Annotated in this window: 14 protein-coding genes; 11 read left to right on the forward strand and 3 right to left on the reverse strand. The window is 69.7% G+C overall.

The features are described from left to right. Positions 1-62 precede the first annotated feature (62 nt). From gltB to AB0D28_RS01110, 3 genes are all read left to right on the forward strand, one after another. The gene (gene gltB / locus AB0D28_RS01100; protein WP_357380881.1) at positions 63-4,727 is read left to right on the forward strand and encodes a glutamate synthase large subunit; all 4,665 of its coding nucleotides are present in this window, start codon (positions 63-65) and stop codon (positions 4,725-4,727) included. Next, a complete protein-coding gene (locus tag AB0D28_RS01105) occupies positions 4,720-6,225 on the forward strand; it encodes a glutamate synthase subunit beta (RefSeq protein WP_357380883.1) in 1,506 nt (501 codons plus the stop codon). The genes gltB and AB0D28_RS01105 overlap by 8 nt, the downstream gene beginning before the upstream one ends. A 163-nt stretch (positions 6,226-6,388) precedes the next feature. Beyond that, on the forward strand, positions 6,389-6,916 hold the full coding sequence (locus AB0D28_RS01110) for a hypothetical protein (RefSeq protein ID WP_357380885.1): 528 nt from the start codon (positions 6,389-6,391) through the stop codon (positions 6,914-6,916). Positions 6,917-6,968: 52 nt separating this feature from the next. Here the strand turns inward: AB0D28_RS01110 and AB0D28_RS01115 are convergent, their stop codons facing one another. After that, positions 6,969-8,504: a M1 family metallopeptidase gene (locus tag AB0D28_RS01115; protein WP_357380887.1), complete on the reverse strand. Its 1,536-nt coding sequence runs from the start codon at positions 8,502-8,504 to the stop codon at positions 6,969-6,971. 197 nt (positions 8,505-8,701) lie between these two features. On the opposite strand from AB0D28_RS01115, the gene AB0D28_RS01120 reads away from it, so the two are divergent. The 6 genes from AB0D28_RS01120 (at position 8,702) to AB0D28_RS01145 (ending at position 21,207) form a co-directional block, all read left to right on the forward strand. Continuing rightward, entirely contained in the window at positions 8,702-9,487 is a 786-nt protein-coding gene (locus tag AB0D28_RS01120) for an SGNH/GDSL hydrolase family protein (protein WP_357380889.1), read from the forward strand. A gap of 114 nt (positions 9,488-9,601) precedes the next feature. Beyond that, the gene (locus AB0D28_RS01125) at positions 9,602-12,280 is read left to right on the forward strand and encodes a hypothetical protein (protein ID WP_357380891.1); all 2,679 of its coding nucleotides are present in this window, start codon (positions 9,602-9,604) and stop codon (positions 12,278-12,280) included. A gap of 176 nt (positions 12,281-12,456) precedes the next feature. After that, positions 12,457-15,948, forward strand: coding sequence for a DEAD/DEAH box helicase family protein (locus tag AB0D28_RS01130; RefSeq protein ID WP_357380893.1), 3,492 nt, complete (start codon positions 12,457-12,459; stop codon positions 15,946-15,948). Beyond that, on the forward strand, positions 15,945-17,438 hold the full coding sequence (locus tag AB0D28_RS01135) for a restriction endonuclease subunit S (RefSeq protein WP_357380895.1): 1,494 nt from the start codon (positions 15,945-15,947) through the stop codon (positions 17,436-17,438). Before AB0D28_RS01130 ends, AB0D28_RS01135 begins: the two co-directional genes overlap by 4 nt. 5 nt (positions 17,439-17,443) lie before the next feature. Continuing rightward, a complete protein-coding gene (locus tag AB0D28_RS01140; protein WP_357381172.1) occupies positions 17,444-18,916 on the forward strand; it encodes a class I SAM-dependent DNA methyltransferase in 1,473 nt (490 codons plus the stop codon). Between the two features lie 44 nt (positions 18,917-18,960). Continuing rightward, the gene (locus AB0D28_RS01145; protein WP_357380897.1) at positions 18,961-21,207 is read left to right on the forward strand and encodes a DUF262 domain-containing protein; all 2,247 of its coding nucleotides are present in this window, start codon (positions 18,961-18,963) and stop codon (positions 21,205-21,207) included. A gap of 420 nt (positions 21,208-21,627) precedes the next feature. Here AB0D28_RS01145 and AB0D28_RS01150 read toward each other — a convergent pair whose 3' ends face one another. Together AB0D28_RS01150 and AB0D28_RS01155 are read right to left on the reverse strand one after the other, a co-directional pair. Next, positions 21,628-21,897, reverse strand: a complete 270-nt coding sequence (locus tag AB0D28_RS01150) for a hypothetical protein (RefSeq protein ID WP_357380899.1) — start codon at positions 21,895-21,897, stop codon at positions 21,628-21,630. Then, positions 21,894-22,241: a hypothetical protein gene (locus tag AB0D28_RS01155; protein WP_357380901.1), complete on the reverse strand. Its 348-nt coding sequence runs from the start codon at positions 22,239-22,241 to the stop codon at positions 21,894-21,896. The genes AB0D28_RS01150 and AB0D28_RS01155 overlap by 4 nt, the downstream gene beginning before the upstream one ends. A 124-nt stretch (positions 22,242-22,365) precedes the next feature. On the opposite strand from AB0D28_RS01155, the gene AB0D28_RS01160 reads away from it, so the two are divergent. Then, a complete protein-coding gene (locus tag AB0D28_RS01160) occupies positions 22,366-23,133 on the forward strand; it encodes a DUF5753 domain-containing protein (RefSeq protein WP_357380903.1) in 768 nt (255 codons plus the stop codon). Further along, positions 23,130-23,330, forward strand: coding sequence for a DUF397 domain-containing protein (locus tag AB0D28_RS01165; protein ID WP_357381174.1), 201 nt, complete (start codon positions 23,130-23,132; stop codon positions 23,328-23,330). Before AB0D28_RS01160 ends, AB0D28_RS01165 begins: the two co-directional genes overlap by 4 nt. The last annotated feature ends 145 nt before the right edge of the window (positions 23,331-23,475 follow it).

The following is a 23,475-nucleotide window of genomic DNA, read 5'->3' on the forward strand; positions in this document are numbered from 1 at the left end:
AAACCGCAGAGGGCCGACGTCGTCCCCGTCATGATCCATCCTGAGTGACGACAGGAGGCCCGGTGGCCTTTCCGTACCCTCACAGCCCGCAGTCGGCCCCGCAGACCGGGCTCTACGACCCCGCGTACGAGCACGACGCCTGTGGCGTGGCCTTCGTGGCCGACCTGCACGGGCGGCGCTCGCACCAGGTCGTCGCGAACGGCCTCGGGGCGCTGTGCCGGCTGGACCACCGGGGCGCCCGGGGCGCGGAGCACAACACCGGCGACGGCGCCGGCATCATGATCCAGGTGCCGGACGCGTTCCTGCGCGCCACCGTCGACTTCCCGCTGCCCCCGGCCGGCCAGTACGCCACCGGTCTGGTGTTCCTGCCCGACGACGACGCGGCCGAGGCCCGCGCCCGCCGGGTGGTCGACAAGTACGCGCTGGTCGAGGGCGCCGACGTGCTCGGCTGGCGGGAGGTGCCGACCGACGCGTCCGGCCTGGGGGAGACCGCGCTCGCGGCGATGCCCCGGGTCCGGCAGCTGTTCGTGGCCGCGCGCCGGCTGACCGATTCGCCGGCCGGCCCGGCCGGCTCCCCGCTGACCGGGCTCGACCTGGACCGGGTGGCGTTCTGCCTGCGCAAGCAGGTCGAGCGGGAGACCGCCGAGCGGGGCGTGCCGGCCTACTTCCCGTCGCTGTCCGGCCGCACCATGGTGTGGAAGGGCATGCTCACCCCGGACCAGCTCCCGGCGTTCTACCCGGAGCTGACCGACGAGCGGGTGGTCAGCGCCATCGCGCTGGTGCACTCGCGCTTCTCCACGAACACGTTCCCGTCCTGGCCGCTGGCGCACCCGTACCGGTTCATCGCGCACAACGGCGAGATCAACACGATCCGGGGCAACCGGAACTGGATGCAGGCCCGCGAGGCGCTGCTGCGCAGCCCGAGCATCCCGGGCAACATCCGCCGGGTCTTCCCGGTGTGCACCCCGGCGGCGTCCGACTCGGCCAACTTCGACGAGGTGCTGGAACTGCTGCACCTGGCCGGACGGAGCCTGCCGCACGCGGTGCTCATGATGATCCCCGAGGCGTGGGAGAACGACCCGGACATGCGCGCCGACAAGCGCGCGTTCTACCGCTTCCACGCCAGCCTGATGGAGCCGTGGGACGGCCCGGCGTCCGTCGCGTTCACCGACGGCGAGATCGTCGGCGCGGTGCTGGACCGCAACGGCCTGCGCCCGGGCCGCTGGTGGCACACCGCCGACGGCCTGGTGGTGCTGGGCAGCGAGGCGGGTGTGCTCGACCTGGACCCGGCCAGCGTGGTCGCGAAGGGCCGGCTCCAGCCGGGCAAGATGTTCCTGGTCGACACCGTCAACGGCCGGATCGTCTCCGACGACGAGATCAAGACCGAGCTGGCCGCCGAGCAGCCGTACCAGGAGTGGCTGCACGCCGGCCTGATCGAGCTGGACGACCTTCCGCCGCGCGAGCACACCGTCTACACCCACGACTCGGTACGCCGCCGCCAGCAGACGTTCGGCTACACCGAGGAGGAGCTGAAGATCCTGCTCGGCCCGATGGCCCGCAGCGGCGCGGAGCCGATCGGCTCGATGGGCACCGACACGCCGATCGCCCCGCTGTCGACCCGGCCGCGGCTGCTCTACGACTACTTCCACCAGCTCTTCGCCCAGGTCACCAACCCGCCGCTGGACGCCATCCGGGAGGAGCTGGTGACCAGCCTGGCGTCCACGATCGGGCCGGAGGGAAACCTGCTCGACCCGGGGCCGGCGAGCTGCCGGCAGATCGTGCTGCCGTACCCGGTGATCGACAACGACGAGCTGGCCAAGATCCTGTCCATCGACGAGGACGGCGACCTGCCCGGCTTCAAGGCGGTCCGGGTGTCCGGCCTGTACCGGATCCGTGACGGCGGCGCCGGCATCAAGGCCCGGCTGACCGAGATCTGCCGGCACGTCTCCGAGGCGATCGAGGACGGCGTGCGCATCCTGGTGCTCTCCGACCGGGACTCCAACGCCGACCTGGCGCCGATCCCGTCGCTGCTGCTCACCGCCGCGGTGCACCAGCACCTGGTCCGCGAGCAGACCCGCACCCAGGTGGCGCTGATCGTCGAGTCCGGCGACTGCCGCGAGGTGCACCACGCGGCGGTGCTGATCGGGTACGGCGCGGCGGCGGTCAACCCGTACCTGGCCTTCGAGTCGGTCGAGGACATGATCTCCACCGGCGTCCTGGCCGGCGTCGATCGGGTGAAGGCCGTCCGCAACTACGTCAAGGCGCTCGGCAAGGGCGTCCTGAAGATCATGTCCAAGATGGGCATCTCGACCGTGTCGTCCTACTGCGGCGCGCAGGTCTTCGAGGCCGTCGGCCTGGACACCCGCCTGGTCGACAGATACTTCCGGGGCACGCCGAGCACCATCGGCGGCATCGGCCTGGCCGAGATCCACGCCGAGGTCGCGGCCCGGCACGCGCGGGCCTGGCCGGCGCCGGGCGCGCAGGCCACCGACCGGCTGGAGGTCGGCGGCGAGTACCAGTGGCGCCGCGAGGGTGAGCTGCACCTGTTCAACCCGGAGACGGTCTTCCTGCTCCAGCACGCCACCCGCAGCCGCCAGTACGACGTGTTCCGGCAGTACACCGCCAAGGTCGACGAGCTGGCCGCGCGGGCGGGCTCGCTGCGCGGGCTGTTCACGCTGCGCACCGGCGTCCGCCCGGCGGTGCCGCTGGACGAGGTCGAGCCGGCCACCGAGATCGTCAAGCGCTTCGCCACCGGCGCCATGTCGTACGGGTCGATCTCGGCGGAGGCGCACGAGACGCTCGCCATCGCGATGAACCGGCTCGGCGGCAAGTCCAACACCGGTGAGGGCGGCGAGGACGTCGAGCGGCTGCACGACCCGGCGCGGCGCTCGGCGGTCAAGCAGATCGCCAGCGGCCGGTTCGGCGTGACGAGCGAATACCTCGTCAACGCCGACGACCTCCAGATCAAGATGGCGCAGGGCGCGAAGCCCGGCGAGGGCGGGCAGCTGCCCGGCAACAAGGTCTGGCCGTGGATCGCCCGGACCCGGCACGCCACCCCCGGCGTGGGCCTGATCTCCCCGCCGCCGCACCACGACATCTACTCGATCGAGGACCTGGCCCAGCTCGTCCACGACCTGAAGTGCGTCAACCCGGCCGCCCGGGTGCACGTCAAGCTGGTCAGCGAGGTGGGCGTGGGCACCGTCGCGGCGGGCGTGGCCAAGCTCAAGGCCGACGTCATCCTGATCTCCGGACACGACGGCGGCACCGGCGCGTCCCCGCTCAACTCGCTCAAGCACGCCGGCACCCCGTGGGAGCTGGGCCTGGCCGAGGCGCAGCAGACGCTGCTGCTGAACAAGCTGCGTGACCGGGTGACGGTGCAGGTCGACGGTCAGCTCAAGACCGGCCGGGACGTGCTGATCGCGGCGCTGCTCGGCGCCGAGGAGTTCGGCTTCGCCACCGCGCCGCTGATCGTCGAGGGCTGCGTGATGATGCGCGTGTGCCACCTGGACACCTGTCCGGTCGGCATCGCCACCCAGAACCCGGTGCTGCGCGAGCGCTTCACCGGCAAGCCGGAGTTCGTGGAGAACTTCTTCCTGTTCCTCGCCGAGGAGGTCCGCGGCTACCTGGCCGAGCTGGGCTTCCGCAGCATCGACGAGGCGATCGGCCACACCGAGCTGCTCGACGTGGCCGGCGCGATCGACCACTGGAAGGGCCACGGGCTCGATCTGAGCCGCGTGCTGCACCTGCCGGAGCTGCCCGAGGGGGCGTCCCGCCGGGGCGTACGCGCGCAGGACCACGGCCTCGACGCGGCGCTGGACAACCGGCTCATCGAGCTGGCCGGGCCGGCGCTGCGCGACCGTACCCCGGTCCGGGTCGAGGTCGAGGTCCGCAACGAGCACCGCAGCGTCGGCGCGATGCTCGGCGGCGAGGTGACCCGCCGCTTCGGCGGCGCCGGCCTGCCCGACGACACAGTCGAGTTCCGGCTGCGCGGCACCGCCGGCCAGTCGTTCGGCGCGTTCCTGCCGCGCGGGGTCACGCTGCGCCTGTACGGCGACGCCAACGACTACGTCGGCAAGGGCCTGTCCGGCGGGCGGATCGTGGTGCGCCCGGACGCCGCCGCGCCGTTCGTCGGCGTGGACGCCACGCCGGGCCGCCGCGCCGAGGACCAGATCATCGCCGGCAACACCATCCTGTACGGCGCCACCGGCGGCGAGGTGTTCCTGCGCGGCCGGGTGGGGGAGCGGTTCGCGGTGCGCAACTCCGGCGCGGTGGCGGTGGTCGAGGGCCTCGGCGACCACGGCTGCGAGTACATGACCGGCGGCACCGTCGTGGTGCTCGGGCCGACCGGGCGCAACTTCGCCGCCGGCATGTCCGGCGGCACCGCGTTCGTGCACCGGCTCGACGAGCGGCTGGTGAACGCGGAGCTGGTCGACCTGTCGCCGCTGCGCGACGAGGAGCGCGACCGGCTGCACGAGCTGGTGCAGCGGCACTTCGCCGAGACGGACTCGGCGGTCGCCGAGGACCTGCTCAAGCGCTGGCCGCAGGCGGTGGAGGAGTTCACCGCCGTGGTGCCCCGGGACTACCGCCGGGTCATGGAGATCATGCGGGCCGCCGAAGCCGCCGGCCGAGACGTCGACGACGCGGTGATGAGCGCGCTCAGCGTGCCGTCGGCCGCGCCGGTACCGCCCGCGCCCCGGGCGGTCGCCCAGGAGGTGGCTCGTGCCTGACCCGAACGGTTTCCTGCGCTACGACCGGCGGCTGCCGGCCCGCCGTCCGGTGCCGGTGCGCATCTCCGACTGGCGGGAGGTCTACCCGCCGGCCGGTGAGGAGCTGATCCGCGAGCAGGCCACCCGGTGCATGGACTGCGGCATCCCGTTCTGCCACGACGGCTGCCCGCTGGGCAACCGCATCCCGGACTGGAACGACCTGGTCCGTACCGGCAACTGGGACGCCGCTGTGGAGTCGCTGCACGCCACTAACAACTTCCCCGAGTTCACCGGGCGGCTCTGCCCGGCGCCGTGCGAGGCGGCGTGCGTGCTCGGCCTGGGTGGCCAGCAGCCGGTCACCATCAAGCAGGTCGAGGTGGAGATCGCCGACGCGGCGGTGGCCCGCGACGGCCTGCGGCCCCGGCCCGCCTCCGCCCCGACCGGCCGGTCGGTGGCGGTCGTCGGCTCCGGCCCGGCCGGGCTGGCCGCCGCGCAGCAGCTGGCCCGCGCCGGTCACACGGTCACCGTGTACGAGCGCGACGACGCGATCGGCGGCCTGCTCCGCTACGGCATCCCCGACTTCAAGCTGGAGAAGCAGCACATCGACAGGCGGCTGGCCCAGCTCACCGCCGAGGGTGTGCGGTTCCGGACCGGCGTCGAGGTCGGCGTCGACGTGACCGCCGAGCAGATGCGCGCCGAGCACGACGCGGTGCTGCTCGCCTGCGGCGCGTTGCAGGGCCGGGACACCCCGGAGACGGCGGGCCGGGCCCTGCGCGGCGTGCACCAGGCGATGTCGCACCTGGTCGCCGCGAACCGGGTGGTGGCCGCTGCCGGGGACGGGCGGCCCGCGCTCGCCACGCTGCCCGACGGTACGCCGATCGACGCCGCCGGCAAGCACGTGGTGATCATCGGTGGTGGCGACACCGCCGCGGACTGCCTCGGCGTGGCGCACCGGCAGGGCGCGGCCGGCGTACACCAGCTCGACCTCTACCCGCAGCCGCCCACGGAGCGCGACGCGGAGCGCGACCCGTGGCCGACCTGGCCGTGGCTGCTGCGCAACTACCCGGCGCACGAGGAGGGCGGCGAGCGCGTCTTCGCGGTCGCCGTGCAGGAGTTCGTGGACGACGGCACCGGCCAGGTCCGCGCGGTCCGGATCGCCGAGGTGACAGTGGAGAAGGTGGACGGCCGGCGCATCGTCACGCCGCTGCCCGGCTCCGAGCGGGAGATCCCGGCCGACCTGGTGCTGCTCGCCATCGGCTTCGAGGGCACCGAGGAGCAGCCGCTGCTGGCCCAGTTCGGGGTGACCCGCAACGGCCGGGGCGCGATCGACTCCGGCCCCGACTGGCAGGCCGCCGACGGTGTCTTCGTCGCCGGTGACATGCACCGGGGCGCGTCGCTGATCGTCTGGGCGATCGCCGAGGGACGCGCCGCCGCGGCGGCGATCCACTCCTACCTGGGTGGGGTGGGCGACTTGCCCGCCCCGGTCGACCCGGCCCGCCAGCCGCTCGCCGCCAGGTGAAAGGAAGGGCCCCCTTTTAACGCCTCAGGTAGAGGAGGGGGCCCTTCTTAACACCCGCCGCCACCGCCGCGCGGCGCGGCGCCCGCGCGGCCGTCCGGGAGGGTGGCCCAGGTCATGCCGAACGGGGTCCCGACGGCACGACGACCGTCATTAGGCTGCGGCCATGGACGTCGAGGTACGCCTGCGGCGCATCCGCCGCTGGCTCTGGCTGGTGGTGGCGGGGCTCTTCCTCAGCGGGGTGACCGCGTTCCCGCTGGAGGTCGAGGTGCGCTGGCTGCTGGCGGCGACCGATCCGCTCGCCGGGCAGTTCCCGGCGCTTGTCGACTGGATCGAGCGGGTCCACGTCGGACTGGTGGCGGCCGGTGACGACTACCCGTTCCTGCGGTACGGCACCGACTGGCTGGCCTTCGCGCACCTGGTGCTCGCGGTGGCGTTCTGGGGGCCGCTGCGTGACCCGGTCCGCAACGTGTGGGTGGTCCAGGTCGGCATGATCGCCTGCGCCGGCATCGTGCCTCTGGCGGTGATCTGCGGCCCGATCCGGGACATCCCCTGGTTCTGGACGCTTGTCGACCTCTCGTTCGCGGTCGGCGCGTTCCCGCCGCTCTGGTTCGCCTACCGACACATCCGCGCGGTCGAGGCGGCGCAGCCCTGGACGGCGTCGGCCGCTGCACCGCTACCGACCGCCCGTTGACCGGCCGGCCGGGTCGCTCCCGCGATGGCAGAGCGGCCCGGCCGGCGCCCGGTCAGCGGCCGAGCAGGTCGTGCGCCGCGCGGATCTTCGTCCACGAGGCCGGCTGCGCCGGCGCGGCGCTCGTCCGCGCGGCGGTGGCCACGGTGGGCCGACCCGGCGTGAACAGCCAGGTGGTGAACACCGCGTCGAGATCCCGCCCGGAGATCCGCTCGGCGAGCGCCTGGAACTGCGCGACGGTGCCGTTGCCGTACTGCCGCTTGGCGGTCCAGGTACGCAGGATGCGGAAGAACGCGGCGTCGCCCACGGTGAGCCGGATCTGGTGCAGTGCCATCGCGCCCCGGTCGTATACCGCGTCGTCGAAGATCCCGCTCGGGCCCGGGTCGCCGGGGCGCACCTGCCAGAACTCGGAATCGGCCGGGTAGCTGTCGTAGGTGAAGTCGAACAGCTCCTGCGCGGTGCCCTCGCCCTGCTCCTCGGACCAGAGCCACTCGGCGTACGAGGCGAAGCCCTCGTTGAGCCAGATGTGCCGCCAGTCCGCCACCGACACCGAGTCGCCGAACCACTGGTGGGCGTTCTCGTGCACCACCACGTACGGGTTGGCGCCGCGTCGCCAGAAGCCGGGGCCGTACACCGGGCGGGTCTGCGTCTCCAGCGCGAAGCCGATGCCGTCGACCGGCCCGGCCACGCCGCCCTGCGCCTCGAACGGGTACGGGCCGAACAGCCCGCTCTCCCAGTCGACGATCTCGGCGGTGCGCTCGATGCTGGCCCGGGCGGCCGGCAGGCGCTCGCCGAGCGTGGTGCTGTACGCGTTCACCACCGGCTGCCCGTTCGGCGCGGTGTCGGTGACGATGTCGTACTGGCCGATGGCCAGGAACGCCTGGTACGTGGCGCCGGGCTTGACGCTGCGCCAGCTCCACCGGGTGCGGTTGCCGGCCTCGGGCAGCGGGTCGCGCGGCTGCACGCCGTTGCTGATCACCTCGACGCCGGTCGGCACCGAGACGGAGATGTCCCAGGTGGCCTTGTCCTTCGGGTGGTCGTTGCTCGGGAACCACCACCAGGCCGACTCGGGTTCGTTGACGGCGAGCGCCCCGTCGGCGGTACGGGTCCAGCCGGTGTAGCCGTAGACGGTGGTCTGCGACGGCACGCCGGCGTACTTCACCACGACGGTGAGCTGCTGGCCGGTGGTCAGCGGCCGGGCCGGGGTGATCACCAGCTCGTGGTCGCCGGCCCTGGTGAAGCCGGCGACCCACCCGTTCACCCGCACCGACTCGACGGCGAGCGCGAAGTCCAGGTTGAACCGGGACAGGTCCTTCGTGGCGGTGGCGAGGATCGTCGTGGTGCCGCTGAGCCGGTCGGTGGCCGGCTCGTAGCGCAGCCGGATGTCGTAGTGGCCGACGTCGTAGCCGCCGTTGCCGTAGTCGGGGAAGTAGCTGTCGCCCAGGCCGGGGCCGCCGGGCGTCGGGGTGGCCGCCGCGACCTGCGGCCGGCCCCGGCCGGTGGGTGCGGCCTGACCGGGTGCGCCGGTCACTGTGGTGCCGGCCGCGGTGAGGGTCAGGGCGGCGATGGCCGCGGTGAGTGCGCGTCGCACTGTGGGACTCCCTCCGTCGGGTGTCGTCACCGCCAACCTAATCGACAGATGTGAGCATATCGCTCCCGTCCGGCCGATCTCGGCTATTCAATTTCGGCAAATGTTTCGATAGCATTACCGCCCAGTAACACCACCGATCCCTCGGCCACGCGCGCGGTCAACGGGCTCCACCACCCCCTGCCCCGTGGAGGTTCTGCATGTCCCGTCGCGTCCATACCGTGCTCGCCGCCGTCCTGGCGGCCGTGCTCGGCGCCGTGCTCCTGCCCGGCGCCGCCCGCGCGGCCACCGTCAACTACGTCGCCCTCGGCGACTCCTACTCCTCCGGCGTCGGCGCCGCCCCGTACGACCTGTCCACCTGCCTGCGCAGCCAGAAGTCGTACGCCCCGCTCTGGGCCGCCGCCCACTCGGTCACCAGCTTCAAGTTCCCGGCCTGCGGCGGAGCGGTCACCGCCGACGTGCTGAACAACCAGGTCGGCCAGCTCAGCAGCAGCACCACGCTGGTCACCATCACCATCGGCGGCAACGACGCCGGTTTCGCCGACGTGATGACCAGTTGCCGCTTCGGCAGCACGTCCAGCTGCGAGAGCGCCGTCAACGAGTCCAGGGCGTTCACCACCGCGACGCTGCCGGCCCGGCTCGACGCCACGTACGCCGCGATCCGCAACCGGGCCCCGAACGCCCGGCTGGTGGTGCTCGGCTACCCGCGGCTGTTCGAGACCGGCTCCTGCGGCCTGCTCGCCATGAGCAGCTACAAGCGCACCATCCTCAACCAGGCCGCCGACACGCTCAACGGCGTCATCTCCGGCCGGGCCGCCGCGGCCGGGGGCACCTTCGTCGACGCGCGGCCGTTCTTCGCCGGGCACGGCGTGTGCGCCGCCCAGCCGTGGATCCGCGACGTCAGCGGCGTCATCGAGGCGTACCACCCGAACGCCGACGGCTACCGCTACGGCTACCTGGCCGCGCTGACCGCCGCCATCGGCTGATCCGCACGCGAGGAGGGCCCCGCTCGACACCCGTCCGTCGAGCGGGGACCCGCCGTGCCGGGTTGCATCGAACGTCGACAATGGTGCGACACCGCATGTGACCCGGAGGTGACCATGCGTGAACCGGCGACCCGGCCGCGGCCGGTACGCGAGCAACTCCCGGCCGGTGGCCCGGAACTGCTCACCCTGCTGGCCCGGCTGCTGCGGCGTCCACGCCGCGGTGACCGCCAGCTCCCGCTGCTCTGGCTGGTCCGGCCCACCGGGGGCGGCGCGATTGCGGCCCTGCTACGGCGTTTCGCGGCGCGCCGGGCCGGGCGGCGGGTGCCGCACGCCGTGCTGGACCTGACCGGCCGCCCGGCCGGCGACGACGTCGCAACCGTGCTGCGCGAACTGCACCGGCAACTCTCCGTGGAGGCGTTCGGCGCGCCCCGGCTGCGGTTCCGCCACTACCCGCTGGCCGACTGGCTGATGCACCAGACGCTCGCCGTGGACCTGGACGCCGCCGACAGCGGCCGGGCCGCGCTGGTCCGCCGGCTGCGGGACTGGCGAGGACGGCGGACCGGTGACGACCCCCAGGTCGGCGGCGACTCCGGCCTCGGCGCCGCGCTGCACCTGCTGCTCTGGCTGCTGTGGCGGGCCGTACCCGGCGTCGTGTTCCGGATCGCCGTCTCCGGCCGGGTGCCGCTCGTCGGACGGCAGTACCGCTGGTTCATGCGCCAGCAGTACCTGGCGCCCCGGCAGTCGGTGACGTTCCTCGGCTTCGCCGAGCGGCTCACCGCCGGCTGGCGCGACGGCGAACACCCGGCCCAGGTGGAGAAGCTGCTGCTGCACGCGTTCCTGGAGGACCTGCGCCTGGCGTACCGGCGGCGGTTCTGGCGGCCCGGGGACTGGCGCCGCACCGCCTATCCGGTGCTGGTGCTCGACGGCGCGCGGCCGGACAACGTCGGGCACACGCTGGTCCGGCTCGTCGACGAGGTGCGCAACGAGACCGGCCGCAACGACCCGCTGCTCGTCGTCGCGGTCGCCGCCGACCCGCCGCCGGAACCGGCCGCGGCCCGGCCGCTGGCCGAGGCCGAGGAGGCGTACGAGGAGTGGGCCGAGGCGCTGCCGGAGAACCGCCGGCTGCGTCGCTCCGGCGCCTGGCTGATGCTGCTGGAGTCGGACGACCGGGACGTCGACGCCCCGGTGGGAGGCGTCCCGCCGGCCCTGGCCGCGCCCGACCCGCCCTGGTGGGCGCGGCGGTTCCTGCCCGCCGCGGTGGCCCTGGCGCTCGTCGCCGGGCTGGGCGTGTGGGCGCACGGGCGGTGGGCGCCGGACTGCCGCCCCTGGCCCACCGACCGGGTCGCCGTCCGGCTCGTGGCCGGGGAGTGCGTCGGCTACAGCGACACCGCCGGGCAGGTCTTCAACAGCGAACCCGGGCAGGACCGGCTGCGCGCCGTGCAGCGGCGCATCTTCGCCCAGAACCGGGCCGCCGAGGAGGTGTGGCGGCGCAGCGAGCACCGCCGCCCCTACCTGACGCTTGTCTACCTGGGCAGCCTCACCGGCAACCGGACCCGCGCGGACGAGGAGTCCTACGTCTCCGAGCGGGAGGAGCTGGAGGGCATGGCCACCGCCCAGTACGCCCTGCTCCAGGAGTCGGCGGCGGCGGACGACGCGGCGCTGCTGCACATCGTGGTGGCGAACGCCGGGCGGCAGATGCGGCACGCCGACGACGCGGTACGGATGCTGGAGGGGCTGGCCCGCGACGACCCCACAGTGCTCGGCGTGGTCGGGCTGGTGGACAGCCGCACCAGCACGGCGGCGGCGCTGCGAGAACTCAACCGGGTCGGCCTGCCGGTGCTCGCCCCCACGCTGTCGGCCGACCGGATGGACGCCAACTCCAGCCTCTACCTGGCCATGTCGGCGCCGAACCGGGACCAGGCCCGGATGGTCGAGGCGTACGCCCGGCAGGTGCTGCGGGTGGGGGAGGCGCACGTCTACTGGACCACCGGCGAGGGCAGCTCGCTCACCGACGACCTCTACGTCGCCACCCTCGTCGACGGCCTGCGGGAACGCTTCGGCGACCGGATCACCCGGCTCGACGAGTGGCGCAGCGGGCGGCGGCTCACCCAGGAGTGCGGCTACCCGGGGATGCTCTTCTTCGCCGGCCGCTGGTCGGAGTTCGACGGGTTCATGCGCGCGCTCAAGGAGTGCGGCGCGAACCCGCCCCGGCACCTGGTCGCCGACGACTCGGTGAACCGCTACATGGCCAACCCAGGGCTGCGCGCCAGCGCGCCGGGCAACCTGCCGGTCACGTACGTGTCGAAGGCAGCGCTGGCCACGTGCGCGTCGCTGCGGGCCGCGCAGGCCGGGCGCGACGACGCCCGGGGCAGTTTCCTCACCTGGATCGGCGCGGACGGCCTGCTCAACCCGCCCCGATGCCGCGCCGGGACCGGCCCGCCGGTCGGCGAGCGGGTCAGCCTGGCCTACGACGCCACCATGATGACGGTACGCGCGCTGGAGAGCCTCGCCGCCCGCCTGCGCCACGCCGACACCGGCCGCCGCTGGGAGCCCCGCTCGGTCAACCCGGTCGGGGTGCACGCCGAGGTGCTGCGGCAGAACGCCGCCGGCGGCTACCCGGGGGTCGCCGGCCTCATCCGGTACGCCCCGGACTCCGGCGAACCGGTCGCGAAGCGGCTGGCGCTGCTCACCGTGGCGAAGGTGCCCGACGTGGACGCCGCCCCGGTCGAGGTGTTCCACTGCGGCGTGGCCGACACCGGACCCGACCCCGGCTGCCGCGTCGCACCACGCTAGGCGAGATCTTGGTACGCGCACGCCCCGCAAGGGGCGTGCGCGTACCAAGATTCATGGGAACGAAGGGCTCAGCGGATTCTGTCGGATACCTGATTCCGGCGCTCAATTGTGCTGCGTCAAGCATCGATCGTTTCTATCCTGACGTGTTCATTCCCCGGTGACGCGTGTGGAGAGCTGTGGATCAGCGACAGGTACGACGGCTGGCGGAGCGGTCCGCCAACTTCGGATTCCTCAAGGATCATCCACTCTTGGTCTGGTATGGCGCGGGCGCCGAACTGCTCGTGTACGTCGACGCGCAGGCGGCGATGTTCAAGCTCCGTGCGTTCGGCGACGAACTGGCGAAGGATCTGGTGCGCCGCACCGACGCACGGCCACACGGTGACAAGTTCTTCCACCGCGTGCAGGCGCTCCAGACCAACGGCACGCTCGTTCCGGAGATCTACCGCGCGTTCGATCGGCTTCGTGACCAGGGCAACCGCGCCGTACACGATCATCTGGGTGAGGTGCGCGCCGCGCTGGAGCTGCTGCGGACCTGCTTCGAGCTGGGCGTCTGGTTCCACCGCGCGCTGACCGGCGACCGCTCGCCGATCGGCTTCGTCCCGCCCACGCCGCCCCCTCAGCAGGTGCCCCAGAGCGTCGCCGACGCGCTTGCGGCCGAGCTTGAGCGCTACAAGAACGAGCTGGCGCAGACCAAGCTGCTGCTCGACGGCAAGCCGTCGCTGGTGCAGGCCCAGGCCGACGCGCAGGCGGCGGCGGAACGGGCGGTCCGCGCGGCGAGCGCCCGCCAGGGCGAGGCCGCCGCCCTGGTGGCGAGCCTGGAGCCGGCGGCGCACGAGGCGCAGCGGGCCGCCGAGCAGCGGAAGCCGGCGCGGGTCTCGGCCGCCCGGCGGGAGGAGTTCATCGCCCGTGCGCGCCGTGCCTCCCACGAACCGCTGAACGAGGTGCAGACCCGGGTTGAGATCGACAGGCAGTTGCGTGCCGCCGGCTGGGTGGTGCAGGACGAGAGCCGGATCAACCTGTTCGCGGCCACCGGCGTCGCCGTCCGCGAGGTGACGCTCGCCAGCGGGCGAGCCGACTACCTGCTCTACGTCGACCAGCGGCTGGTCGGGGTGATCGAGGCGAAGCGGGAGGGTACCGCCCCGCGCGGAGTGGAGGCGCAGCTCGACCGCTACCTGAACGGGCTGACCCCGGCGCAGAAGCTCAGCGCCTGGCGGCGGGACGAGCCGTTGCCGTTCGGGTACGTCGCCACCGGCACGGAGACCGCCTTCGTCAACCGGCTGGACCCGTTTCCGCGTACCCGGGAGGTCTTCGCCTTCCACCAGCCGACGACCCTCGCCCGGTGGATGCGGGAGGCCGACGACCACCGAGCCGCGCCGACGCTGCGGGCCCGGTTGCGGCGGATGCCGGCGCTGGACCGGCTCGGTCTGCGACCGGCCCAGGTCGACGCCGTCGCAGGACTGGAGCGATCGCTTGCCGAGGACCGCCCGCGGTCGCTGATCCAGATGGCGACCGGTGCGGGCAAGACCTTCACCGCGGTGACCGCCAGCTACCGGCTCCTCAAGCACGCCCGCGCCGCCCGGATCCTCTTCCTGGTCGACCGCAACAACCTCGGCAAGCAGACGCTGCGGGAGTACGCCGGTTATCAGGCTCCCGACGACGGGCGTAAGTTCACCGACCTCTACAACGTCGACCGGCTCTCCGGCACCGGCATGCTCGACTCGTCCGCCGTGGTCATCTCCACCATCCAGCGCCTCTACGGCGCCCTGCGCGGCGTCGAGCTGCCCGACGTGGACCTGGACGACCGCGACTACGACAGCTACGACCTGGACGAGCCGGCCGAGGTGACCTACAACCCGCAGCTCCCGCCGGAGACGTTCGACCTGATCGTGGTGGACGAGTGCCACCGCTCGATCTACGGCAAGTGGCGGGCGGTCATCGAATACTTCGACGCGTTCGTGGTCGGGCTGACCGCCACGCCGGTCAAGCAGACGCTCGGCTTCTTCCAGCAGAACCTGGTCTCCGAGTACACCTACGAGCAGGCCGTCGCCGACGGGGTCAACGTCGACTTCGACGTCTACCGGATCAAGACGGAGATCACGGAGAAAGGCGCGGACATCGAGGCCGGCACCGTCGTGCCGCTGCGGGACCGGCGCACCCGGGCCGAGCGCTACCAGGAGCTGGAGGACGACTTCACGTACGGCGGCAGCCAGGTCGGCCGGTCGGTGATCTCGAAGGGCCAGCTCAAACTGGTGCTGGAGACGTTCCGCGACAAGCTCTTCGAGGAGATCTTCCCGGGACGGTCGACAGTGCCCAAGACGCTGATCTTCGCGCGGGACGACAACCACGCCGAGGAGATCGTGCAGATGGTCCGGCTCGTCTTCAACCGGGGCAACGACTTCGTCAAGAAGATCACGTACGCCTCGCGGCGCGAGGGCGACAACCCGGACACACTGATCCAGGCGTTCCGCAACAGCCCTGAGCTGCGGATCGCGGTGACCGTGGACATGATCGCCACCGGCACGGACGTCCGGCCCCTGGAGTGCGTCTTCTTCCTGCGGCCGGTGCGCAGCTCCACCTACTTCGAGCAGATGAAGGGGCGCGGCGCCCGCACCATCGACGCCGCCGACTTCCAGGCCGTCACGCCGGACGCCGAGGTCAAGGACCGGTTCGTCATCGTCGACGCGGTCGGCGTCACCGAGGCCGACCTGGACGAGGCGGTCCCGCTGCAACGGCACACCGAACGCCAGATCTCGCTGCGCGACCTGCTCCGCAAGGCCGGCACGCTGACCGCCGACGCCGACGAGGTGGCCACGCTCGCCTCACGGCTGTCCCGCCTCAACCAGCAGCTCACCGACGACGAACGCGCCGAGCTGGCCGACCTCGCCGGGCAGCCGCTCAGGGACATCGTGCGCGGCCTCACCGACGCGGTGGCCCCGGAACAGCTCAACCCGGCCACCCAGGCCGGCCCGGCTGCGGTGCGGGACCTGCTGGCCGGCGCGCTGCGCCCGCTCGCCGCGAACCCGCCGCTGCGGGAACGCATCCTGGAGATCCGCCGGGCCCACGACATCACCATCGACGAGGTGAACGCCGACCGCCTGATCTCGGCGCAGGGAGTGCCGGCCGAGGAACGCGCCCAGGTCACCGTCAAGAGCTGGCACGACTACCTGGAGGAGCACCGCGACGAGATCACCGCTTTGCAGGTCTTCTACGAGGGCCGGGGCCGAGTCGGCTACGAGCAGCTCAAGGAACTGGCCGCGCGGATCGCCCGGCCGCCGCAGGCGTGGACGCCCGAGTCGCTGTGGAAGTCGTACGTGCTGCTCGGGCGCACCGCCGAGGCCCCCGGCAACCGGGGCATCACCGATCTTGTCAGCCTCGTGCGGTATGAGTTGGGGCTGGACCAGGAGCTGCGCCCGTACCGCAGCCTGGTCGAGGAACGCTTCCGTGGGTGGCTGCTCCGACAGGAGCAGGCGGGCGCTACGTTCACTGCCGATCAGGCGTGGTGGCTGGAGAGGATCAAGGACGTGATAGCGGTCAGCGTGGAGATCACCCCGGACGACCTGGAGGGCGCACCGTTCACCGAGCGGGGTGGGATCGACGGGTACGCGGGCGCGTTCGGCGAACGCGCCGAACCACTGATGACCGAGCTGAACGAGGAGCTGTCCGCGTGACGGAGTTGCCGGCGGGCTGGACGGAGGTGACCCTCGGGGAGGTCGCCGATTCAGTGAAGAACGGCATATTCGTATCTCGCCCCGGAGTCGAGCCGGACGGTGTGCCGGTCCTGCGTATCAGCGCGGTCCGGCCAGGCACGCTGCAACTAGATGACGTGCGCTACAGCGCAATGAGCGAGGAAGATCTGGCGGCTTCCGATTCGCTCCTAGCCCCCGGTGACTTGCTTTTCACTCGATACAACGGAAATGCTGATTACGTCGGAGCTTGTGCCCTAGTTCCGCCGATTGCTGCTGCTCTTACCTATCCTGACAAGCTTATCCGGGTAAGGGTTGATGCAAGAGTTGCTGACCCTGCATTTGTACTGTATGCCTTCCAGTCACCACTAGTGCGGGCGCGCGTGAGGAGAGTTGTACGCACGACCGCGGGCCAGTCTGGCATCTCAGGCGCCAGCTTGAAGGTCATCCGCATACCTCTGCCGCCGCTCGTCGAGCAAAAGCGCGTAATCGCTGCTCTTGAAGGCTCCCTTGCGCCGTGGGGGTCAGGGCTATCGCAGCTCCTCAGAATCACCCGTCGAATTAGCCGTTTCCGTGACCAGGTGATGTTGCTCGCCGGTGTGGGTGGGTTGGGGAGCGCTGAACCGCGTGAACTGGCTGAGCCGCCCGAGTGGGCGGGGGTGCACGACGGCGAATTGCCGTCGATTCCTGATACTTGGCAATGGAAGCGGTTGGATGAGATCGCTGAGGTTGTCGGCGGGGTGACCAAGGACAGTAAGCGTCAATCCGACCCGGGATTTGTTGAGGTGCCGTACCTGCGGGTGGCGAACGTGCAACGGGCTCGCCTTGACTTGTCGGAAGTGGCACATATCAAGGTGTCACCGAAGAAGGCTGATCAACTGCGACTCGAACCGGGCGACGTGCTGCTGAATGAGGGTGGCGATCGGGACAAGCTGGGCCGTGGCTGGATCTGGGAGGGGCAGTTGCCGAACTGCATTCACCAGAATCATGTCTTCCGTGCTCGCATAAAGGGCGATGTCCTCCACCCTAAACTGCTCGCCTGGCACGCTAACGGCTTCGGGCGACGTTGGTTTGAGGTCAACGGGCTTCAGAGCGTGAACCTGGCATCGATCAGTCTTGGCAAGATGAAGAAGTTCCCCGTTCCGGTTCCGCCCAGACCGGAACAGGACCGCCTCGTCCAAGTGGCGGAAGAGTATCTGTCCTTGTTGGACAGCATGGAGAGCGCGGTGTCGTCGGCCCGAGAGAAGGCAACGCGCCTGCGTGCATCCCTGTTGACGGAAGCGTTTGCGGGGCGGCTCGTGCCGCAGGATCCAGACGACGAGCCGGCGTCAGAGTTGCTTGCCCGGATTCGGGCCGAGCGGGAAGCCGTTGCGCCGAAGCAGAAAGCACGCGCTACGCGTACCCGGAAAGAGCTGGCGGCACCGCCGACCAGGGTGACCGGCGACAACTATCAGCAGGAGGCACTGCCGCTGTGAGCACTATGGATTCGCGCCGGCTGGTGCAGAAGCTGTGGAACTACTGCGACGTGCTGCGCGACGACGGCGTCTCGACCATCGACTACGTGGAGCAGTTGACCTATCTGCTGTTCCTCAAGATGGCCGACGAGCGGGCCCGTCGGCCCATGCGGCCCGAGAAGATCGTGCCCGACGAGTTGAGCTGGCAGACCCTGCTCGATGCCGAGGGCGACGCGCTGGAGGTGCAGTACCGGCACATCCTGACCGGGCTGGGCAAGGAGGGCGGCACCCTCGGCACCATCTTCCGCAAGGCGCAGAACAAGATTCAGGATCCCGCGAAGCTCAAGCGGTTGATCGTGGACCTGATCGACAAGGAGTCCTGGTCGGGGACCGGCGTCGACGTCAAGGGCGACGCCTACGAGGAACTGCTCGCCAAGGGAGCTGAGGACGCCAAGTCCGGCGCGGGGCAGTACTTCACGCCCCGTGCGTTGACCGCCGCCATGGTCGACTGCATGTTGCCCACGCCGGACGACACGATCACCGACCCGGCCTGCGGCACCGGCGGCTTCCTGCTCGCCGCCTACGAGCACATTCAGCGGCACCACGGCAGCGCGCTCACTCCCGACCAGCGACGGCGACTCGCCCAAGGCGCGATCACCGGCACCGAACTGGTTGACGGTACGGCTCGGCTCGCAGCGATGAACATGTTGCTACACGGCATCGGCACCCCGAACGGGTCATCGCTCATCGCGGTCAAGGACGCGCTCGGCAAGGAGCCCGACCGCCGGGTAAGCCTCGTGCTGGCCAACCCGCCGTTCGGCCGCAGCTCCTCGATACGGGTCGTCGGTGAGGACGGCCGCTCCAGTCGCGAAGAACGCGAGATCGAGCGGGGTGACTTCTGGGCCACCACCGCCAACAAGCAGCTCAACTTCGTCCAGCACATCGCCTCACTGCTGGAGATTGACGGTCGCGCTGCCGTCGTCCTGCCGGACAACGTGCTCTTCGAGGGCGGCGCGGGGGAGGCCATCCGCCGCCGGCTGCTCAAGCAGTACGACCTGCACACCCTGCTGCGCCTGCCCACGGGCATCTTCTACGCGGGCGGTGTGAAGGCCAACGTGCTCTTCTTCGAGCGCAAGCGTGCTCGTGAGGAACCGTGGACCCAGAAGCTCTGGGTGTACGACTTCCGTACCAACCAGCACTTCACGCTCAAGCAGAGCCCGCTGCGACGCGAGCATCTCCAGGACTTCGTGGACTGCTACCTGCCGGGCAAGGACCGCACCGAGAGGGTGGAGACCGAGCGCTTCCGCGCGTTCTCGTACGGCGAGTTGATCGCCAGGGACAAGGTGAACCTCGACATCACCTGGCTCAAGGACGCCTCACTGGAGGGCGCCGACTCGCTGCTGCCGCCCGAGGTGATCGCTCAGGAGATCGTCGATGACCTCCAGGCGGCTCTCGCGGAGTTTGCCGCCATCGCCGAGACCCTTCGGTCTAGAAGCTAGTCGCGGACTAGGGCAACGCTGAGTGCATTGGGGAGGGTGATCGCATGCCGGAAGCGCCGATCCGTGGCGACGGCTTTACGATCCAGCAGCTGTTTAACCAGTTCCAGTTTCGGCTCGACCCCTACCAGCGGGAGTACAGCTGGGCCCGCGAAGACGTGAAGATGCTCATCGACGATTTGACCGGCCACTTCATTGAGGACTGGACTCCGGGCGATGATCGTCGTGAGGTTCGGCATTACCGCCCGTACTTTCTCGGACCATTCGTCTACTACCGCGATGACGACCTCGCCGCCTTGGTCGACGGCCAGCAACGTATCACGACGCTTCACCTTTTATTGCTGCAGCTTCGCCGGCTTGCGATAGATGCTGACCGACCGGAGTATCAGAACGACCTCGCCGCCCTGGAGCCCTTGATCGCTGGCACCTCGTACGGGGAGCGGGCCTATGCCATCCGCTCTGAGAAGCGAGCTCCTGTGCTGGAAGCGATCTATGAGGACAAGCCCTACGTGCCGCCAGCTGATGCTGGGCCCTCGGTGGAGAACCTGTACAAGCGAAGCCAAGAGTTGTACGAGTTGCTCCCGGAGGCGATCCGGGATGAGGCGCTCCCACTCTTCATCCATTGGCTACTGAATCGGGTATGCCTCGTCGGCATCAATGCCAACGATCGCCGACAGGGCTGGGAGATCTTCGAGACGATGAATGATCGGGGCGTGCAACTCGGCCCCGCAGATCTTCTGAAAAGTTTCCTGCTTCGAAGAGCCAGTAACCGGGATAACCTGCCGCGACTCGGCGATGCATGGGGTCGCGTCCTGACTCGGATTGACAATCGCGCCCCTCAGGCGGCGGCCAAATTCTTGCAGTCGCTGTTGATCGGCCGTTATGCCCATAATGAGGATGAGGCGGCGGACATCTCGGTGTCCTTTCACGGGTGGGTGCAGGAGCACCACACAAGCCGCATGGGCCTCATCAATGCACCGGACTTCGCTCGCTTCATCGAACGTGACTTGGTTAAGCTATCGACCCGATATGCAACGCTGAAGGCGGCCTCTGCCACTCTCGAACCAGGTTTGGAGCCGGTCTTCTACAACGCAAAGAACGAAATTGACCAGATGCCATTTCTGATGGCGGCGATCGACCCGGACGACACAGATGCTCAGTTCCGGGACAAGGCGTTCCTTGTCGCCGCCTATCTCGATTTGGTCTTCGTGCGCATGGCCGTCAACAACCGTCTTACTAAACTAGGCGGAGTAGAGGCGGATCGCATACCCGTCCTGCTCGACCTGCGGTCGACACGAGACGTCGACGGTGTAGCCAAGGCGCTTGGACGTCGGATCGCTCTGCTTGACGTCGATTTCACCGGGGTCAAGGGCTACGGTCTCCGTGCGGACAACCTGCCTCAGGTCAGATACCTGCTGGCCCGCTTGACTGCATTCGTGGAGACCGAGAGCGGTCGACCCAACGAGATGCCGCGATACTTGGACAAGGATGAACCCTTCGAGGTCGAGCATATTTGGGCGAACAAGTTCGAGCGCCATCAGCCGGAGGTAAAGACGGAAGCGGCCTTCCGTGTCGCTCGAAACCGGGTGGGAGCGCTTCTGCTGCTAAGGAAGTCGCACAACGCAAGTTACCAGGATGCCCCGTACGAACAGAAAGTCGAGTGGTACCGCGGCCAGAACCATCTTGCCGCTTCGCTGCATGTGGCCACGCATCAGCGGAACAAGCCGTTTACGGCAGGGTTTATCAAAAAGTATGAATTGGGTCGGCTTTTCCGCCCAATGCCCAGTTTCGGTCGAACGGAGATTGAGGTCCGACAGCAGCTCTACGAGCGGCTGTGTGAACTCATCTGGAACCCAGGAGATCTTGGCTTCATCCTGCCGCCCGGAATAAGAGCGACGGCTGTCGAAGTCAGCCAGGCGGAGCTGACTATGCCTGTCCGGCAAGTGCCGTCCCGGGCTGCGAGGCGCACCCGCGCCCACTTCGGTGGTGTAACGGTCGCCCGACTTGTCGCCGCCGGCGCACTAACCGTGGGCGAGCAACTTCATCTGACCTACAAGCGGGTTTCGCACACGGCGCGAATTAACCAGGCGGGCAATATTCAGCTGGATAGCGGCGAGGTATTCGAATCCCCATCTCCTGCCGGTTCGACAGTCACCGGTAAGCCAACAATGAATGGCTGGAGCGCGTGGAAGGTGCGTCGGGGTGGTAACCTGACGCCTCTCTTCGATATCCGCGCGGATGCGTTAAGGCGAGGTCTCCTGGAGGAAATCGGCGAGGCGGAGGGCGTAAACTAACTCCACTGCTGTGAGTTTGAAGACCAATGACGTTGCTGCGGGCGACTTGAACGCTCCGTAGCTATGGCGGTTATGGACGACTGCGAAGGCCGCCGTAGTGGTCCGAGTTGGCAAGGGGCGGCGGCTTCCAATCAGGAATCGCCGGCCTTCGCGTTCTTGACGGTGTATGTTGCGCGGCAGACCCACGGTCTGTTGATCGCGAACATGCGCCACCCGGAGGAGTGGGTGTTGGCGACGGCGATCTCCCGTCCCCGCTGAGTTCGGCCCAGTGAACTCGCTGTCGATTGAGCTTATTGCGGGCTGGCGGGGACGCCTTGCCCTGCTCGGTCACGCGACAGGGCGTGAAATGCTTCCCCGCCGGGGGCGGCAACTTTTTCGGCCCGTCGCGCGAGCCCTTTAGGAGGTTTAGCGGGCTCGACCTCACGGCAACGGCGGCGAGCGCAAGGGCGCCCAGCCGACGAAGCGGGCGAACAGCGCTTGCGGGCTCGGGGCCTCGTGCGGGTTGAGGCGATGCAGCTCCTGAGCTGCGTCGTAAAGCTGCCCGCACAGATAGACCGACAGGGCGAGGCGGTCACCTGCGTACTCGGTCAGCAGCGCCAGCCGGGCCTCCGCGCACGGCCACGGGTGAGCGCAGCGCTTGCAGATCCAGAGTGGACGAATCGGTAGATGCGGACGGGTGCCGGTGCTCACGCCGGCACCCGTGGCGGGGCGGCGATCCGAACACGGTGCCCAATGGCCGCCCCCTGCCCGGCGTCGGCATTAAGCCAGCGCAGCCCGGCGAGCCGCACGAACAGCTCTCGCTTGGCGACCGCGACGCCCTTGCCGTTCAACTCGTACGCCTCGATCCACGCCCAACCGTCGTACGGGTGGCGCTCGGCGATCTCCCGAATGACGCGCACCGTGATCGGGCGGCAGAACTGCACGCTCGCCGCACGGTCGAGGCGCAGGAGGTCTCCCGCCTTGATTGGTCGAGCGTTCGTCGGCGCGGTCGGCGGTGCGCCGGCACGCCTCGCCTTCGGCCTGTCGTCGGGCACGGGCTCTCCCCCTTGGGGTATCGGCGGCATCAACCTGTGCCCCACCTTGCCGACGGCTACGGGACCAATACACAGCGTTGTCGTATGGTGTCGGGGTGTCCTGGACGTCTATAGGGGAGGAAGGATGAATCACGCGCTCCAAGTGGCGATGGCCGAAGCTGGCGAAACGGCAGAGAGCCTCGCAGCTCAGACCGGCGTGGATTCGAAGACGGCGGCCCGTTGGATCTCTCCGGGACGTGTTCCGCAACCTCGCCGACGGGCGCAGGTGGCCGCGCTCCTCCACCGGGACATCGGGGACCTTTGGCCTGATGTCCTCAAGCGCCGCGAGCCGCCGTGGTTGCGTGAGTGGGTCGACTGGGAACGGGATGCCGTGGCGATCCGCTGGTTCGAGCACACGTGGGTGCCCGGCCTGTTGCAGACGGAGGCGTACGCGCGGGCCACACTCACAGGCGAGGCGCTGACCTTGGTGGAGGTCGATGAGTTGGTCGCCTCGCGGCTCGAACGACAGGCGATCCTCCGCCGGGACCGGCCGCCCCTGGTCGTCGCGGTCATCTTCGAGGGCGTGCTGCATCAGTCGGCCTACGGCGACCGTCAGCTGATGCGGGAGCAGCTTGAGCACTTGGTCCGCTGCGCAGCCCTGCCCGGTGTGCAGATACACGTCGTGCCGAGGGACATCGGCATGTATCCAGGGCTCGGTGGTGGCTTCATCCTCGCCGAACTGCCCACCGGTGAACATGTCGCGCACGTCGACAGTCAGGCGTCCGCGCAGCTCCTAAATGAGGCTGCGGCCGTTGCTACGCTCAGCCGTAGATGGGAGCGCATCAGAGGCGACTCCCTTTCCCGAAGCCAGTCACTAGACCTGATCAGGGAAGCGGCTAGAGCATGGACATGACCGGTGCGCAATGGCGCAAGAGCACAAAGAGCGGCAACAACGGCGGCTCCTGTGTCGAGGTCGCCGACAATCTCGCGGAGGTCGTACTGGTCCGGGACACTAAAGATCGAGCCGGGGGAACCTTGGCCTTCGAGCCGGCAGCATGGCAGCGCTTCGTCAGTCTGGCCAAGGTCATCGGCGCGAGCGAGCGCCGATGACACCAGCACCGACGCTGGCTGAGGATCTCGATGCCGAACTGGCCCGGAGGGGTATGGCCGTCTCTGCCCAGGGCTGCGCTCGCGCACGGAAGCAACGCGTTCAGGTGGAGCAGCAGTGGCCGCCCGGCCGCCGAGTGATGCTGCG

Source organism: Micromonospora sp. NPDC048169 (assembly GCF_040652815.1).
Classification (GTDB): Bacteria; Actinomycetota; Actinomycetes; order Mycobacteriales; family Micromonosporaceae; genus Micromonospora.

What these genes read in the sequence shown, in the direction of transcription:
- AB0D28_RS01145 (WP_357380897.1), top strand. Translation starts at nt 18,961, where the DNA reads ATGCCGGAAGCGCCGATCCGTGGCGACGGCTTTACGATCCAGCAGCTG.
- AB0D28_RS01120 (WP_357380889.1), top strand. Translation starts at nt 8,702, where the DNA reads ATGTCCCGTCGCGTCCATACCGTGCTCGCCGCCGTCCTGGCGGCCGTG.
- AB0D28_RS01160 (WP_357380903.1), top strand. Translation starts at nt 22,366, where the DNA reads ATGAATCACGCGCTCCAAGTGGCGATGGCCGAAGCTGGCGAAACGGCA.
- AB0D28_RS01125 (WP_357380891.1), top strand. Translation starts at nt 9,602, where the DNA reads ATGCGTGAACCGGCGACCCGGCCGCGGCCGGTACGCGAGCAACTCCCG.
- AB0D28_RS01165 (WP_357381174.1), top strand. Translation starts at nt 23,130, where the DNA reads ATGACCGGTGCGCAATGGCGCAAGAGCACAAAGAGCGGCAACAACGGC.
- AB0D28_RS01110 (WP_357380885.1), top strand. Translation starts at nt 6,389, where the DNA reads ATGGACGTCGAGGTACGCCTGCGGCGCATCCGCCGCTGGCTCTGGCTG.
- AB0D28_RS01140 (WP_357381172.1), top strand. Translation starts at nt 17,444, where the DNA reads ATGGATTCGCGCCGGCTGGTGCAGAAGCTGTGGAACTACTGCGACGTG.